Below are 15,944 nucleotides of genomic sequence, written 5' to 3' on the forward strand. Positions count from 1 at the left end.
CCGCAGCAGCTTCATCTCCCACGGCCCGGCGCACCAATCCGTACTTCCTGGCGTAACGATTCGTTTAGCGATGTGCTGCGCGCCAGAATATTTTCGGGCTCATACACGTAATAGAGTTCAGGGGTGGTGCCGTCGAACCTCAAGAGATCTTCATAGGGAATCAGGCGTCTTATCGGCACGCCTTCAGGCACCTGCCCCACGGTAAATAGGTCGTCGTAGAGGATCAGGTCATGGCTGCCCGGTATCACGTAACGCATAAGCAACATGATCTTGTCAGTGGGCCTGCGCCATGCGTACCAAGGAATTTCGACGGCGGCGCCACCGGTGGGGATGGGGTCGACGACATGGGAGGGGTATCGCAAAAAAATAGGCGCCTGCAATCGGATGATCGCGTCCTGCACGGCGGCGGAGGCGATTTTTGAGTAACCCACGATATTGAGCCCTTGGAACAGGATAAAGCTGATCTCCACTTTGCCACCGGCCACGGCACGCACTTTGTCATGAGGTACGAAAAAATCATGAGGCCGGCCGGCCGCTACGATGGGGATGTATTGATCGTGCAGTACCCTGCCTCCCAGCTTTGGGTAGCCCTGGTAAGACACAAAATACGTGTAGCCAACAGGGCCCTCCCACGGATAAGTGAACAACTGCATATGCAAAGGCCCGCCGTTAAGTGACTCAAGGTCGATCAAGCCTGGATAGTGCTGGGTCGCGAAGATAGGCGCGGCATAGTTGGCGCTGCCCACGTCCACGAGCACCGGGACGTTGCGCGAGCGGGGGGTGGATACATTGCGGACGGCGTCGACAACCTGGAAACTCACCAACCTATTGGTGCCGTTACCGATCGAGATGATTTGATCGCGGTTGAGTTTTATCTCGGTCTGTTGACCGACACCGGTCACTTGCTGAGGGGGAGCCAGAAAACTACCAACCTGGCATTCAATGCGATCCAGTGCATGCATATTCGGATAAGGCTCGAAGGTCAGGGTCACGCCCCGCCCGGCCTGAATTTCCCTGATCTCTGTATCGGATATTTTGAAATTGAGTTCGGAATGGCCGGGAGTGATGTGGTCCTGATCCTCGCCGGCGGGGAGGGTTCGCTTGACCATCAGGGTCAGCGGATAAGAGAGGTCATTGGATGGGCCGCCGGTGTACCACACCCTGTACCCCAGTATCAGATCCCCATTGGGGAGGTCGCTGTCCGAAATGGCAAAGGAGAAGCTGCTGCGGGCTTCTTCTCCAGGTTCCAGGGTTTTCTCTGCAAGTACCTTCATCCCCACTATAGAAAGCACCTCAATCTTGTCTCCGGGTTTCGCGGGCCAATTCTTGTCCACCGACACGGTCAGGCCTCTGGCCAGCAACCAGAGCGGAATACCACCGTCATAGCCCGCAAATGCAGGGGACATCCCAGGGACTCGCAGGGTGTCAAGAAACTTGGGTTTGACCGGCGAGGCCTTCTTGGGTTTGGTCGTGGCGGGCTTGCTGTTCTTGGTAGGCATGGCTTTCTCCAATAGAAAGTTGTCACGCTTGACAGGAAATGCTCCTGCGCTTGGACCTATCAAACGCCGTTAAAGAAGGATTTGGCTACTGTCATAATTAACAGGTGGCGACGGGCGGACGGCGCGCAACACGCCCGGTCAGGAACCTTGCAGGATTTGCACTTGACGGCGCAGCGACTCGTTCAAATCCACCGAGCGGGCCCTGATGGAGGCGGACGCGGACTCGTAGACGAAATACAGATCGGGGGCGTAGCCCGCGAAGGGGTGAAGATCCGTACCGGTGAGCGCCCACTGAACCGGCTGTCCATCCGACCAGAACGATCCCACCGGCTTCGTCACGCTGAAGAGGATGATTTCGTTGAGTGACTTCACGTAACGCAGGATCAACGTGAGGGTATCTGTCGGTTTGCGCCAGGCGTACCAGGGGATATTCACAACGAGGGAGTTTTCTATGAACACCGTATCTTCAGGGTATTTTTCGAAATAGGGCGCCTCCAATGGAATGACCGACCCCACAACTTCAGCGCAGGTCTGCTTGGAAACGTAAGGGGTCAAGTCGTCTGCCCGGATCAATTCATAGCTGATCGCCACCCATCCTCCGGCCGCAGCACGGACTTTGCTGTAGGGCACTTCATGATAGGTCGCGGTGCCAGCCCTGGTGATCACTTCGATGCGTCGGTGCACCACCTCACCTCCAAGCGGAGGGTAGGCCTTGAAGGTGATCACATACCAATCTCCCGTCCTGCCGATGTGCCCAGGGGTGTACATGCCAACCCTCAAGTTGGCGCCATTGAGTCTTTCGATATCGATATAGCCCGGCTGATCGTCGGACTGGATGAATGGGCCTTCCCGTTGCGCATTGTCGAGCGCCACCACTACGCGGGTGTACTTGGATCTTGGTGTTGAGGCGTTGCCGACGAGGTCGACTATGTAAAACCCCACCAGCAGGCCATCACTGTCACCGGCTTTAATCATCTGGGCGTGATTAATCACAATAAGGGTCGCCTGGCCGACGCCTGCAACTTTCTGCACGACGTTCAGGCTGCCCCATTGGAAGTGGATGCGATCGCTTGGATGCATATTCGGATAAGGCTGAACGATTACGCTGACGCCTTTGGCTGCCTCGGGCGGATAGACTTCCAGGGCCGAGAGTGTGTATTTGAGCTGCGAGTGACCCGGCTCAAGCTGATCCAGGTCTTCGCCCGCCGGCAGGTCGGTTTTTACCAAGATACTCAGGGGATAGGATGCCTCGTCGTCGTCGCTGCCTCTGTAATTCACCACGTAACCCAGGCGTAGTTCTCCGTCGGGCAGCTTTTCCCGTGGAATGGAAAAAAAGTAACTGTGGTGTTGTTCCTCTCCCGCCCGTACCGGCTTCATCGCCAAGGACGTCATACTTGGCATCATGACGATATTGATGATGTCGCCAGGACTGGCAACCCAACTGTTATCCACTCGGACAGTCAGCCCGGAGACCATCAGCCACTCGGGAATCCCTCCGTCGTAACCGTCTACATTATGGGTCATACCTGGGATCGACAGACGAGGAAGCTGCCTGGGCTGTCCAGGGGAAGTATTGGCGCTTTCAGTGCTCATGCTCTTTATTCTCCTGAACAAGTCCCTGAAGGTGGAGGCGTAGCGTTGTTAACGGTTTACGTGCCTCAGGTGGTATCAAATACCCTTGGTTTCGCGCTGGCTACTGTCAGAATTCACAGGTGGTGTTGGGGGATCAAACATTCGCGGTGCCGAGCTCGACGTTCAGTTCATCGCACGACCACTGGTCGCCACCTGTTAACTCTGACAGTAGTCAACACCTTGCTGCTGGAGGTCTGATTTCTCTCAAACCCATGCCCAGTGCGCAGGGGAATACCGAGGAAACCAGCATGGCCAAGTATCGCGCTCAACCTCCCAGTCTGATCTCCGACCTGCCCCCGGTGGATATTCCGCTGATGCAACCGCCGATTGCAGGAGATTTGGAGGAGGCCGACGGGGGGATTGGTGTGTCGCATACCCTGAGACCCCTGGTCGTGCATATCGACCGACCAAGCAGTACGCCTGAAGGAACGTTCTTCGAATTGTTCTGGGGCGGCGGTGATCCGGTCGCGTACAACCTGATCCGTGAGGGCGACCAGAACCTGACGCGCATTCCCTTCACCGTGCCCTATGACAGTATTCGCGAGCCGTGGGCAGATCCGGTGTACGTCCGGGTTATTCGCAGCAGCGGAAACGAATCCCGAACCCAGCCTTTGCGTTTGAGGGTCAACCTGCAACATCCGGGCGGACAAGACCCCAATCCCGCCCCCGGAAATCAAGGCCTGGTATTTGAGTTGCCGGATGATGTAAGGCTTGGTGGGGTCAGTGCGGATCGGGCCAGGCAGGGTGTGGAGGTGATCGTCAGGCATTGGCTGAACATGGCCGCCTATGACCTGCTTATCCTGGTCTGGGGCTCGGTGCGAATCGAGCGGTTGATCCTGCCCGCCGAAGTCGGGCGGGATATCACCTGCATGCTCGACGAGGATGCAATCAAGGAAGCCGGGGACAGCGACTTGCTGCCGGTGGCGTTCCAGGTTCGCGGACCGACCGGCAACTACCCCGATCCCTGGGCGCCCTGGTCGAGCACGGCACTGGTTTCGGTGTACCTGGCAACCGACCGCCTGGACGCACCCTGGGTGCAAGTACCCGAGACCGACCGAGAAATCGATCTGGAAATACTCGGCACTCGGGACGCACAAATCGGCCTGACCGTCGGCGGGGCCGATGCTCGTGTCTACAGCCATGTTTTTCTGTACTGGAACGGGATAAGTGCCCAGGGCAGTTCGGTTCATTACTTTGAGGATCGGCCACTGTCAGGTGCCAAGGGTTACTTTTTCAATATCGGCAACGCCTTGGTCAGTGCGATCGCCCAAGGCAGCGCAGTGGTGTATTACGAACTGAAAGGCGCTGGCTTGCCCGACAAACGCTCGCATAACCGTTATCTCACGGTGATCGGCGAGATTGTCAGATGGCCGGCACCGACCGTGGACCAGGCCCTGGGAGAGGATCTGGACCCAGGCTTGCCGCTGATTACGATCCGCTTCCCGGCGCAGGCCAGTTGGGCCAGCACAGACAGGGTACAAGTGACCATCCTGGCCAGCGACGCCGGCGGCACCGTCGATTACACGGCAGGACGGCTCGTGGGCCAGGTTGCCCCCGGCAATGATATGACGTTCGATGTGCCGGGCACTGAGCTCAAGCGTTTTGACGGGCGTTTTATCGACGTGTTCTACAGCGTGACACGGGGCAATGAACTGCCTCAGGAATCCCTGCGCCAGCTATATCAGGTGCACCTGCCGAATGAGATGCCTGTTCCCGAATTGATCCAAGCCACAGGCTCAGGTGTTTCGGTGACCCTTGCGCCGATGAGTGCGCAAAATGGTGCAACGCTGAAAGTCAGTTTTTTGCCGATGTACACCACTGACAGCATCAAGGTCACGATGGAAGGGACTGCCGGTGCGGGGTCACCGGTTATTGCGCCGAAGGATGGTTTGACCAGTGGTGTGGTGATGTTTGATATTCCCAAGACGGCGATTGCGGCGAATATCGGCAATACCCACAAGATGTTTACCCTCAAGTACGAGCTCACCCGTGGAAATGTCGTTCGGTCGTCGTCGGTGTTGACGGTGACGGTGACACCGATACCTGCGAGCGAACTGGCGGGAACCGTAATCCAAATCAATGAAGCCAACCCAGCGACGAAGGTGCTGGATCTATCGACCGGAACGGGGAACAGGAGACTGCGGGTCGGCACCTGGCCGTTCATTGCGACCAATTCTCCGGTCTGGATTGAGTTCAAGGGTTTCAAAAGCGGAGGGGCGGCGCACAACCTCAAACATTGGAACGGTGGGGGGGCCTATGTGAATACGACCTGGTTCAACCAAGGGTGGTGGGAAAGTCCAATCAGTTATACGGCCTACTTGAAAGAGTTAGGGGACAACACGCAACTGACACTGCATTTCAAGGCAGCTTTAGTTCCTGGTGTGACGGAGGCCAATGCCATTGTCTTCCCGCAGGTGACCTACACCGTCAAAAGTGCTCCGCCCCCGCTGGTATTTGATACTTCTCCAGCAACGCTGGCTGGCAAGGTGTATGTGATTCGAGGGTACTCACATGCGCTTCCATCCTGGCCTGCCGGAACGACCATGCAACGGCAGGCAACAGGAGGACAGCCGGGTTACTACTATTCATCTTCCAATCCAGCCGCCGCGTTTGTGAACTCCACCACAGGTGTTGTCCAGGTGAGCGGAAGAGGTGTTACGACGATAACGGTCCGAGATCAAAAGCAACAAACTGCAAGCTATACATTGACCGTGACCAACGCTATTGCGGTTATTCCACTTGCTCGAGATTTTCTTGCGGAGGTTCGTAATGCGCTTGCAAGGGAAGGCGCAAGTATGCCGAGCATGGCTCAGTTACGCGAAATTTATAATACTTATGGGGCAAGATGGCCATTGGATAGTGATGCTCACTGGTCTAGTGATAGAGCGTCTGGCGATAACAGCTATTATTGCTTGAGATTTTCCGATGGCAGCCAAAGCACTGTAGACGGTCGCTTCAGAGGGTCTGCCGTTGGAGTAAAGGTATAACGTCTACGAGGTAATACAGTTGAAGGGCGAAGCAGGTTACGTTGAATCAATCTGCTTCACCTTCTCTGAATCCTAAGTACGACATACAGTCAGCAAGCGCACTCAAACAACCTCCAAGTAAGAACTGTGGATCGCCCGCGCCACCCCCCGCACCGTTTCGATGAATTCCGTGAGACGGCTATGCAACCCATCCTCCAGAATCTCATCAATCCCCGTATACCGCAGCCGAGCCTCAAACTCCGCCGCCAACCGCTGTGCCGTACGCCCATAACTGCCAGGCAGGTCCGCAAGGATATGACTCAACTCTTCAATGCACGCATGCAACGAACGCGGCACGTCACTGCGTAATAACAGCAACTCCGACACCGACCGCGCATTCAGCGCATTCGGATACAGCTCCGTATACGCCTCGAAGGACGATAACGCGCGGAGCAGGGCGCTCCACTGGTAATACCCGCGTGCCGACAGGTCGCTGACTTCTTCCGACTCTTCGCCGAACATCTCATAGCGCGCGTCCAGCAGGCGCAGGGTATTGTCCGCGCGTTCGACAAAGGTGCCCAGGCGGATAAACCGATAGGCGTCGTTACGCATGATGGTGCCGGATGTGGCCCCGCGAAACAGGTGCGAACGCTGCTTGACCCAGTCACAGAAGTGGCTGATGCCATGGCGTGCCAGGCCGCCGGCGGCGATGCTGCGCATTTCCAGCCAGGTGGCGTTGAGGTTTTCCCACATGTCGGCGGTGATGCGCCCGCGCACGGCGTGGGCGTTGCCACGGGCGGCGCGCAGGCAGTTGTAGATGCTGGCGGGGTTTTCTTCGTCGAGGGCGAAGAAGTGCAGCATGCGCTCGGCATCCAGGGTTTCATGGCGTTCCAGGTAGCTGTCCAGGGTGCCGCTGCTGAGCAGCGACATGGCCAGTTCGTCCAGGCCATCGCTGCGCCCGGCCTGGGGCATCAACGACAGCGAATAACTGACTTCCAGCATGCGCGCCAGGTTCTCGGCGCGCTCCAGGTAGCGGGACATCCAGTACAGATCTGCGGCGGTTCTACTCAACATGATTCAGCCCTCCACCACCCAGGTGTCCTTGGTTCCGCCGCCTTGCGACGAGTTCACGATCAATGAGCCTTCACGCAGTGCCACCCGTGTGAGGCCACCCGGCACGAGACGGGTTTCCTTGCCCGAGAGCACGAAGGGCCGCAGGTCGATATGCCGGGGGGCGATGCCGTTTTCGACAAAGGTGGGGCAGGTGGACAGGCTCAGGGTCGGTTGGGCGATATACGCATGGGGGCGGGCCTTGATGCGTTGACGGAAGTCTTCGATTTCGGCGGCGGTGGACGCCGGACCGACCAGCATGCCGTAGCCGCCGGAGCCCTGGGTTTCCTTGACCACCAGTTCCGGCAAGTGGGCCAGTACGTGGGACAGTTCATCGGGTTTGCGGCACTGGAACGTCGGTACGTTCTGCAGCACCGGTTCTTCGTCCAGGTAGAAGCGGATCATTTCCGGCACGTAGGGGTAGATTGACTTGTCGTCGGCCACACCGGTGCCGATAGCGTTGGCCAGCACCACGTTGCCGGCGCAATACGCCGCGACCAGGCCAGGCACGCCGAGCATCGAGTCCGGGTTGAACGCCAGGGGGTCGAGAAACGCGTCGTCGATGCGCCGATAGATCACATCCACCGCCTTGGGGCCATCGGTGGTGCGCATGAACACCTTGAGGTCGTGCACGAACAGGTCGGCGCCTTCGACCAGTTCCACGCCCATTTCCCGCGCCAGGAACGCATGTTCGAAGAACGCGCTGTTGAAGCGCCCGGGCGTCAGCACCACGACGTTGGGGTTGTCCAGGCGGCTGGAACTTTTGAGGGTCTTGAGCAGCAGGTTGGGGTAGTGGTCCACCGGCGCGATACGCTGCTTGGCGAACACTTCGGGGAACAGGCGCATCATCATCTTGCGGTCTTCGAGCATGTAGCTCACGCCGCTGGGGGTGCGCAGGTTGTCTTCGAGGACGTAGTAGGTGCCATCGCCGTCGCGTACCAGGTCCACCCCCGAGATGTGGGAATAAATATCGCGGTGCAGGTCCAGGCCGACCATTGCCTTCTGGTAACCCTCATTGCCCAGCACCTGGTCGGCCGGAATGATCCCGGCCTTGATGATGCGCTGGTCGTGGTAGATGTCGGCGAGGAACATGTTCAGCGCATTGACCCGCTGGATACAGCCGCGTTCGATCACGCTCCATTCGCTGGCGGGGATGCTGCGGGGGATGATGTCGAAGGGGATCAGGCGCTCGGTGTCCTGCTCGTCGCCATAAAGGGTGAAGGTGATTCCCGCGCGATGGAACAGCAAATCGGCTTCGCGGCGACGCTGGGCCAGCAATTCCGGCGGCGTGTTGGCCAGCCAGCGGGAGAAGTCCTGATAGTGCGCACGGCACACGCCGTTTGCGTCATTCATTTCATCGAAGAAAGATCGAGCCATTCCAGTACCTTGTCAGTGCCGAGGGACGCATGGGGTGGCACTGCCGCTTTAAAAAACGCATTTTTTTATGAGCCCGTGGCTGATGGTGCCACCGGGCCTGGTCCTTACTTTCTTATGGGGTCGGCTCTGGGTCGGGGGGTAACGAATGTTCCTGTATTCGGGCAGATGAATGGATAAAGCAATGCGTGTGCCGGAATGGGCATCCCGTGCTGATTTCCCATTGTGGTGAGCGGGCCTTCTGTGGTTACCAGGCTTCTGGGGTGAGTGGGACTGTTGTGGTGAGCTGGACTGCTGGGGGGAGCCGGACCGCTCACCACAGTAAGCCCACTCACTACAACAAGCCCGCTCACCACAAAAAAAGCAGGCCATGACAAGGCTGCTCACCATAAGGGAGCGGTTTGCGCACCGCGATGGTGCAACAACAAACTTGAACTTCGCCATAGCCCGATTCTTCTAAGGAGTTTGAGCCCAGCAGGGAGCACGGATGTGCCCAGAATCATTTCACCCGACACCCCGGAAGCGAACCTGGCCGACCACAGCGAGCACAACGCCAAGATCTTTGGCTCGCCCAAGGACCGCCTGGACTTCTACCGTCGCGAAATCCAATACGAAACCACCATCCTCGCCAACCGCACCGATGCCTACCTGACGGCGCAGTCGTTTCTGGTGATTGCCTTTGTCTCCGGCATGGGCAACCTCAACCCCGAGTGGGGCAAGTTGTTCACCCTGGTGGTGCCGGTGTTCCTGACGCTGCTCGGCATACTCAGTTCCCTGAATGCCTGGCCGGGGATCCGCGCCGCGTACGAAATCATCGATCACTGGCACTACAAGCAGAGCGAACTGCTGCGCAGCGAGCCGGTGATGGGCATGGCCTACGATGAGTCGCCGCTGTTTTCCGAAATGGAGTCCTCCCATAAGGGCTATCGCAAGTCGCTGCTGTTCTCCATGCGTGCGCCGTGGCTGTTCATGGTGTTCTGGGTGTTGCTGGGGGCGTACGCGTTTTATATCCAGGTGGATAACCCGGGCTCTTAAGCAGTTGGAACTTCAGCGGCCGGCACGGGACCTTACCTTTACGCAGTCTGCGTTTTTTCCAAAGAGGTGACCCATGAGCACAGACAAAGACCCCCAGACCAGCAACCGTAACGACCCGGCAATCGACGGCGGCGAACCGGCCCCAGGCACGGCGGCCGATGCCCCGAAAGACCCGAAACCCGCCGCCGACCCCAAGGCCAGGGAAAACGACTACAGTCCAGACTTCAAGCCTGAGCGCGAGCCCAAGCCTGAAACCGATGCCGATATCGACACCCAAGGCGGTTAGAGGAGACGGTCATGTCCAAAGAACTGGAAGAAGAGCTCAACGATCCGGGCAATGAAGACCCGGGTTCCCTGATGGATGATGCAGAAGTACCGCTCAATGATCTGGATGACGCGGCGGATGTGGGCAATACCGAGCGTCAGGACTGAGCTTTCGCCTGGGCACGTCGTTCATACCACGCGAGCATCGGCTGGGTACTCAAGCCATGAACGACGATGCTCAAGGCGATCACTGACAACGTCAGGTTCACCGCCACCGCGCTGCTGGTGCCGACAAGGCCATGGTTGAGCGCGTAGAACAGGTAGTAGATGCTGCCGATTCCGCGAATCCCGAACCAGCCCATCAGCCCGCGCTGCTGGCGATCGACCAGGCGACCCCAGGGCATTGCAAACACACTGACCGGTCGAATCACGCAGAACAGCAACGCCGCCAACGGCAATGCCCGCCAATCCCAATGACTGGCCAGCACGATGCCGAGCACCGTGACCAGGAACACTTCCATCGAGCGCTCCACCAGGCTGCCGAACGAGAGCATGTCGCCCATCATTACGCCGGCGGCGATCTGGGTCTCGGCCAACTCGCTCACATCCCCTTGCAGAGCGTGCTCCGGTTCCACCTCAAGATGACCCACCACCGGCAGCGCCAAATGCTCCGAGGGCGTGTGGGAGTTGCCGGTTGACCTGAACTCTGCCTGACGCAGCCCGAGCCCGGCGGCGAATACCGACAGAAAGCCGTAACCCCCCACCGCTTCGGCCACCACGTAGGCCAGGGCGATCAGGGCGAGGGTCAGGTAGTCATTGGGGGAGAGCGTACTATCACTGTTGTTGACGCGTAGCCACAGGGTCGTGCGGCCAATGCCCCGGCCCATCCAGTAGCCGATCAACAGCCCTGCCGGCACCGCCCATAACAGGTTCTTCAACGCCCAACCGCCTAGCCAGTTACCGTCAAAGCCGCCGTGCTGCATGAAGACCAAGGCAAAAATCACAAAGGGAAAGGCCGTGCCATCGTTCAACCCGGCTTCTCCGGACAAACCGAAGCGCAGCGCATCGTAATCCTGTGCATTATTGACCTGCACCAGCCCCGCCAGCACCGGGTCGGTCGGCGCGAGAATGGCACCCACCAGCAGCGACACCCCCCACGACAGTTCAAACACGTAATGCAGCGCCAGGCAGCTGCCGAGGATGGTCAACAGCATGACCGGCCCGGCCATGCCGAACGCGATGCGCCAGGTGCGATGGCCCAGGGGCAGGCGCAGTTTGAGCCCGCTGACGAACAGTGAAAACAGCACCGCGACTTCCGTGAGGTGCTCCATCCAGCGCGCAGACTGCTTGATGTCCAGGTGCAGCAGGTCCACGCCGAGGGGGCCGATGCCCACGCCCAGCAACAGGCACACCGCCGAGGTGGTCACCGGCATCCAGCGCAGGTAAGAGGAGGTGAGGGCAAGGGTCAGCAGCACTGCACCGAGGACGGCCATCCATAGAATAAAAGTCATCGGGAGGGTGTCCAGGGCCGTGGTCTATTCACGTTCGAGACGTGTCGCTGACTGCAGGTTCAATGTGATTGCGTCGCCTTGAATTCATTGGCGATTGATCAGCAGGCGCTCCAGGTCTTCAGTAGGCAGCGGCCGGCTGAACAGGTAGCCCTGGATCTGATCGCAGCCGGCCTCCTTGAGGAACGCCAATTGCGCCTGGGTTTCCACACCTTCGGCCACCACCCGCAGGTTCAGGCTATGGGCCAACTCGATAATGGTACGGGTGATCGCGGCATCCTGGGGGTTGCTGGTGACCTCGCGGATAAACGCAATGTCGATCTTCAGCGTGTCGATGGGGAAGCGTCGTAGGTAGGCCAGGCTCGAATAGCCGGTGCCGAAGTCGTCAATGGAGATCTTCACGCCCATGGCGTGCAGGCGTTGCAGGCTGGCGATGGTGTGCTGGGTATTCTCCATCAGCGAGCCTTCGGTCAGTTCCACTTCCAGCCAATGGGGTTCGACGCCGGTCTCAGTGAGAATACGCTCGATATCGGCAATCAGGTCGCCCTCGATCAACTGATGGCCGGAGACGTTCACCGACACCTCGACGGCGCCAATCGCGCTGCGCTGCCACGTCGCAATCTGCTGGCACACGCTGCGGATCACCCAGCGCCCTACCTCCACGATCAAACCCAGGCTTTCCAGGACGGGCACGAACACCGCCGGCGATACCGCACCGTAGCCTGGGCGCTCCCAACGCAGCAGTGCCTCCAGGGCGCAGATCTGCCCGTCGGCCAAAGCGACTTTTGGCTGGTAGTGCAGGGTGAACTCATCGTGCTCCACGGCCTGGCGCAGGGCGTTTTCCAGGTCCTGGCGGGCCAGGTCGTGCACGTTCATGCGCGTGCTGTCACCGGCATGTTGGCGCAGTTGCTGCTCAAGCAACTGACTATGGCGCTTGAGTTGATCGCCATGGCTCTTGAGCCGCAGCAGGTTGCGCACCCGCAGCCACAACTCGACCCGTTCCACCGGCTTGCTGATGAACTCTTCGGCACCGGTTTCCAGGCCACTGACCCGTGCACTTGACTCGCTGAGGGCCGACAGCATGATGATCGGAATACTCGCCGTGGCTGCGTCGCCCTTGAGCTGGCTGGCCACTTCGTAGCCGTCCATGCCTGGCATCATGATGTCCAGCAGGATCAGATCGGGCGGCTGTTTGGCCACCAGTTGCAAGGCTTCCTCGCCGCTGGCCGCCGTGAGGGTCTGGTAGCCCTCGTGTTGCAACAGGGTTTCCAGCAGCTTGCGAACCTGGGGTTCGTCATCAACGATCAACAGCGTTGCGGGTTGGCTGGCCATGGAGAGGACTCATCTGAGGGGTGAGGGGGTGGTGTGTTGCAACAGCGTGTCGATCACTTGGTACAGCTCTTTGTAGCGCAACGGCTTGCTGATGTAGGCATCGCAACCGGCCAACCGGGTCTTTTCACGGTCTTCCTTCATGGCCATCGCGGTGAGGGCAATCACCGGGATATGGGCGGTGTGCGGGTCCTGCTTGAGCAGCGCGGTAGCGGCCAGGCCATCCATGCCCGGCAGCTGGATGTCCATCAGGATCAACGCCGGTTGGGCTTCGCGGGCCAGGGTCAGGCCGCTCTCGGCGTCGGCGGCCCACACCACCGTGTGGCCGGCGTTGACCAGCAGCAGCCGGGCCAGGCGCATATTGGCCTCGTTGTCTTCGACGATCAGGATATGGGCCATTCAGCCTCCGTGCCCCGGTGGAGTGGCAGCCACACCACAAACCGAGCGCCCTGACCTTCACGGCTGGCCACCGCGACACTGCCACCGTGCAGGTCGACCAGTTGCTTGACCATCGCCAAGCCCAGGCCAGTGCCTTCGAATTTGCGCGCCAGGCTGCTGTCGATCTGGCTGAAGGCCTTGAACAGCTTGCCCATGTCGTCCTCGGCAATACCGATGCCGGTGTCGCTGACGCTCAATTCGAGGAACTGCTGGTGGGCGCTGGGTTGCAGGGCAAACCCGTGCATCGGCCAATCGCCGGGCACTCGCCCGACCTGTGCGCGGGCCACTTGGCGCACCGCCAGGGTCACGGTACTGCCGTGGGCGCTGAATTTCACCGCATTGGCCAGCAGGTTGTAGATGATCTGCTTGGTCTTGCGCAGGTCCAGGGCCAGTGTGCCGAAGTCGCCCTGGCTTTCGAGCTTCAACTGGATGCGTTGCAGGGCGGCTTTTTCGCGCACGATCAACAGGCTGTTGGACAGCAGGCCCTCCAGCTCCACGGCTTCCAGCTCCAGGTCCATCATCCCGGCTTCGACCTTGGACAGGTCGAGAATGTCGTTGATCAGCGACAACAGGTGCTGGCCGCTGGTGAAGATGTCGCCGATGTATTCGCGCTGGGTCTCACTCATGTCGCCCACCAGCCCGTCCTTCAACGCCTCGGAAAAACCGATCACCGCATTCAATGGTGTGCGCAATTCGTGGGACATGGTGGCGAGGAACTCGGACTTCATATGGCTGGCATGTTCCAGCTCCAGGTTCTTTTCCTCCAGCGCGCGCTCAAAGCCCTTGCGTTCGGCTTCTTCGTGTTTGCGTGCGGTGTTGTCGGTGCCGATCAGCAGATAGCCGATGATGGTGTCATGCCGGTTGCGCAGCGCCGTCACCGAGACCATGGCCGACAGGCGGCTGCCGTCCTTGCGAATATAGGTCAGCTCGTAAATATCCTCGATGCCGCGGGACGCCTTGAACACCAGCGCTTCGAAGCCCGGCGTGATCGGCGTGTCCAGCTCCAGGCTGAGGGCGGCGGCGCGGGTGATCAGTTCGGCGGGGTCGGAGATGTCGGCGGGGGTAATGCGGTTGAGGACATCGTCGGCGGCATAGCCGAGCATGCGTTCGGCGCCGACATTGAAGATCTGGATCACGCCCTTTTCATCGGTGGCGATGCTGGAGAAGTAGGCGCTGTTGAAGATTGCGTCTTGCAGGGCACCGGTTTTCAGCAGGTTTTTCTGGCGTTTGAATTCGACGATTTTTTCAGCCCGTGATTGGGCTTCAAGCGGTGGTCCAGTGACGGGTTTGTCCATGGCGGTGTTTTCCAGGCAGGTCAGGCCCGGCCGTGTCGATGACAGGGCCGCAGAGCATGCTCACAGAAAATCGCGTGGACGCGATGAGGAGGAGATGAGGTCCCCGGACAATAGCAGATACCGCCCGCACTACGGTATGGATACACTCAAACGAGTGTACGCCGACACAGGGCGGCGGGCCGCCCTGTTACCGGGCGGCGCGGCTTAGAGCATCACGCTGCTGATGACCTGGGTGCTGTCATCCGGGCATAGGTATCTACACAACTCTTAAAGGCTGACACATAACTCTGTGGTGAGCGGGCTTGCCCCGCGCTGGGCTGCGAAGCGGCCCCAATAAGGTCACCGCAGAGTGCCAGAATCAATCGAGGTGAAGGTTTTGGGGCTGCTTCGCAGCCCAGCGCGGGCGGTGCGACGATTCGACAAGCCCGCTCACCACAGAAGCCTAATTGCCATAGATTCCGTATTCACTGGAAGTTGTGTATATACCCATGGTCATCCGGGTCGATGACGCTGTGGAATCCCAAGGCCTTGTTCAACTCGCGCAACGGCGCATTGGTTGCCGCGTCGACCGTGTACATGCGTTTGAAGCCATTGGCGCGGGCCGCCGTCATCAGGTGCTGCATCAAAAGGCGCCCCAGGCCCAGGTGCTGCCAGGCATCGGCCACGGTGACCGCGCATTCGCATTCATCCGTCCTGGCCTCTGCATAGCGGGCCACGCCGATTTCGATCAACTGGCCGTTGTCGTGCACCAGGGCGATAAAGGCCAGGCGTTGCTGGTTATCGACATCCATCAATTGGTCCATCAGGGTCTTGCCGGGCTCGTTGATTTCGCCCAGGAAGCGCGCGTGCCGCGATTTACGGGACAGGCCCTTGATGAAGTTGTATTCCCGTTCACGGTCGTCGGCGCCGAGGGGGCGCACCAGTACATGGCGGCCATCGTCGAGCTGATCGATCCAGTACGGTTTCGGCAGTGCTGCGTAGGCGAGGGCGGCCTGCTGGTTACGTGCTTCGATAGGCATGGTGTGGGCTCCTGGCGGTCAGCATCGGGCAGCGGTGCCTTGTTCGATCATGCCCCTGGGAGCAGGGGCGCCATTGATCTGCATCAAGACGCCTGGCCGCCGGGCAGGGCAGGCGACGTTCGGTCATGTGCCCCGGCGGCAAGGAACGCATGCGTCGCTTGATGGCGGTGGTCGCCAGCGGCGGGGTGGACCTGTCGCCGCTGGTGACCCACCGCTTCAAGCTCGACGACATCGAGGCGGCCTATGAACTGTTCGCCCATCAGCGCGATGGGGTGATGAAAGTCGCGATTACGCCTTGAAAGCCTGCGCGCAGAACACCCTGGTGCGCATGCTGCCAAAACGTTAGAAATGCCAAAATTGCACTTTATGCGCTTGATGAAACGTTTCTTCTAGCGACAAACGGGCTGCGCAAGCGCTTGCGTAAGTAAATGTATCTGATTAGAGTCGGTGGCAATCGGCTCTGATCAAAGAGGGC

13 protein-coding genes and 1 pseudogene are annotated in these 15,944 nt (G+C 59.4%); 5 read left to right on the plus strand and 9 right to left on the minus strand.

What is annotated here, in order from left to right; all coding sequences use genetic code 11:
* Positions 1-11 precede the first annotated feature (11 nt).
* Both PspCFBP13509_RS09120 and PspCFBP13509_RS09125 read right to left on the minus strand, forming a co-directional pair.
* The gene (locus PspCFBP13509_RS09120; protein ID WP_137211924.1) at positions 12-1,499 is read right to left on the minus strand and encodes a hypothetical protein; all 1,488 of its coding nucleotides are present in this window, start codon (positions 1,497-1,499) and stop codon (positions 12-14) included.
* A gap of 138 nt (positions 1,500-1,637) precedes the next feature.
* Entirely contained in the window at positions 1,638-3,092 is a 1,455-nt protein-coding gene (locus PspCFBP13509_RS09125) for a hypothetical protein (protein ID WP_137211925.1), read from the minus strand.
* Between the two features lie 287 nt (positions 3,093-3,379).
* Between PspCFBP13509_RS09125 and PspCFBP13509_RS09130 the strand changes: the two genes are divergently transcribed.
* Positions 3,380-6,118, plus strand: a complete 2,739-nt coding sequence (locus tag PspCFBP13509_RS09130) for a hypothetical protein (protein WP_137211926.1) — start codon at positions 3,380-3,382, stop codon at positions 6,116-6,118.
* 102 nt (positions 6,119-6,220) lie between these two features.
* Here PspCFBP13509_RS09130 and PspCFBP13509_RS09135 read toward each other — a convergent pair whose 3' ends face one another.
* Together PspCFBP13509_RS09135 and PspCFBP13509_RS09140 are read right to left on the minus strand one after the other, a co-directional pair.
* Positions 6,221-7,171 (minus strand): alpha-E domain-containing protein, encoded by a 951-nt coding sequence (locus PspCFBP13509_RS09135; protein ID WP_065946714.1) that lies wholly within the window; start codon positions 7,169-7,171, stop codon positions 6,221-6,223.
* 3 nt (positions 7,172-7,174) lie between these two features.
* Complete coding sequence (locus PspCFBP13509_RS09140; protein ID WP_137211927.1) at positions 7,175-8,584, minus strand: circularly permuted type 2 ATP-grasp protein; 1,410 nt, start codon at positions 8,582-8,584, stop codon at positions 7,175-7,177.
* A gap of 486 nt (positions 8,585-9,070) precedes the next feature.
* On the opposite strand from PspCFBP13509_RS09140, the gene PspCFBP13509_RS09145 reads away from it, so the two are divergent.
* The 3 genes from PspCFBP13509_RS09145 (at position 9,071) to PspCFBP13509_RS31950 (ending at position 10,048) form a co-directional block, all read left to right on the plus strand.
* Positions 9,071-9,616, plus strand: coding sequence for a hypothetical protein (locus tag PspCFBP13509_RS09145; protein ID WP_027605795.1), 546 nt, complete (start codon positions 9,071-9,073; stop codon positions 9,614-9,616).
* Between the two features lie 73 nt (positions 9,617-9,689).
* Entirely contained in the window at positions 9,690-9,902 is a 213-nt protein-coding gene (locus PspCFBP13509_RS09150) for a hypothetical protein (protein ID WP_065927576.1), read from the plus strand.
* An 11-nt stretch (positions 9,903-9,913) separates the two neighbouring features.
* Complete coding sequence (locus PspCFBP13509_RS31950) at positions 9,914-10,048, plus strand: hypothetical protein (protein WP_256097785.1); 135 nt, start codon at positions 9,914-9,916, stop codon at positions 10,046-10,048.
* Here PspCFBP13509_RS31950 and PspCFBP13509_RS09155 read toward each other — a convergent pair.
* The 5 genes from PspCFBP13509_RS09155 to PspCFBP13509_RS09175 form a co-directional block, all read right to left on the minus strand.
* Positions 10,039-11,391 carry a cation:proton antiporter gene (locus PspCFBP13509_RS09155; protein ID WP_137211928.1) on the minus strand — a complete coding sequence of 451 codons (1,353 nt, stop codon included), beginning with the start codon at positions 11,389-11,391 and terminating at the stop codon, positions 10,039-10,041. The genes PspCFBP13509_RS31950 and PspCFBP13509_RS09155 overlap by 10 nt on opposite strands.
* A gap of 84 nt (positions 11,392-11,475) precedes the next feature.
* Complete coding sequence (locus PspCFBP13509_RS09160; RefSeq protein ID WP_137211929.1) at positions 11,476-12,720, minus strand: EAL domain-containing response regulator; 1,245 nt, start codon at positions 12,718-12,720, stop codon at positions 11,476-11,478.
* A 9-nt stretch (positions 12,721-12,729) separates the two neighbouring features.
* A complete protein-coding gene (locus tag PspCFBP13509_RS09165) occupies positions 12,730-13,116 on the minus strand; it encodes a response regulator (RefSeq protein WP_137211930.1) in 387 nt (128 codons plus the stop codon).
* Positions 13,101-14,450, minus strand: coding sequence for a sensor histidine kinase (locus PspCFBP13509_RS09170; RefSeq protein WP_065946711.1), 1,350 nt, complete (start codon positions 14,448-14,450; stop codon positions 13,101-13,103). The genes PspCFBP13509_RS09165 and PspCFBP13509_RS09170 overlap by 16 nt, the downstream gene beginning before the upstream one ends.
* 464 nt (positions 14,451-14,914) lie before the next feature.
* Positions 14,915-15,469, minus strand: a complete 555-nt coding sequence (locus PspCFBP13509_RS09175) for a GNAT family N-acetyltransferase (RefSeq protein ID WP_137211931.1) — start codon at positions 15,467-15,469, stop codon at positions 14,915-14,917.
* Between the two features lie 119 nt (positions 15,470-15,588).
* Between PspCFBP13509_RS09175 and PspCFBP13509_RS09180 the strand changes: the two are divergent.
* A pseudogene (locus PspCFBP13509_RS09180) lies at positions 15,589-15,768 on the plus strand (NAD(P)-dependent alcohol dehydrogenase); the annotation flags it as partial.
* Positions 15,769-15,944 lie beyond the last annotated feature (176 nt).

The organism is Pseudomonas sp. CFBP13509, from assembly GCF_005233485.1.
In the GTDB taxonomy this organism is placed as follows: Bacteria; Pseudomonadota; Gammaproteobacteria; order Pseudomonadales; family Pseudomonadaceae; genus Aquipseudomonas; species Aquipseudomonas marginalis.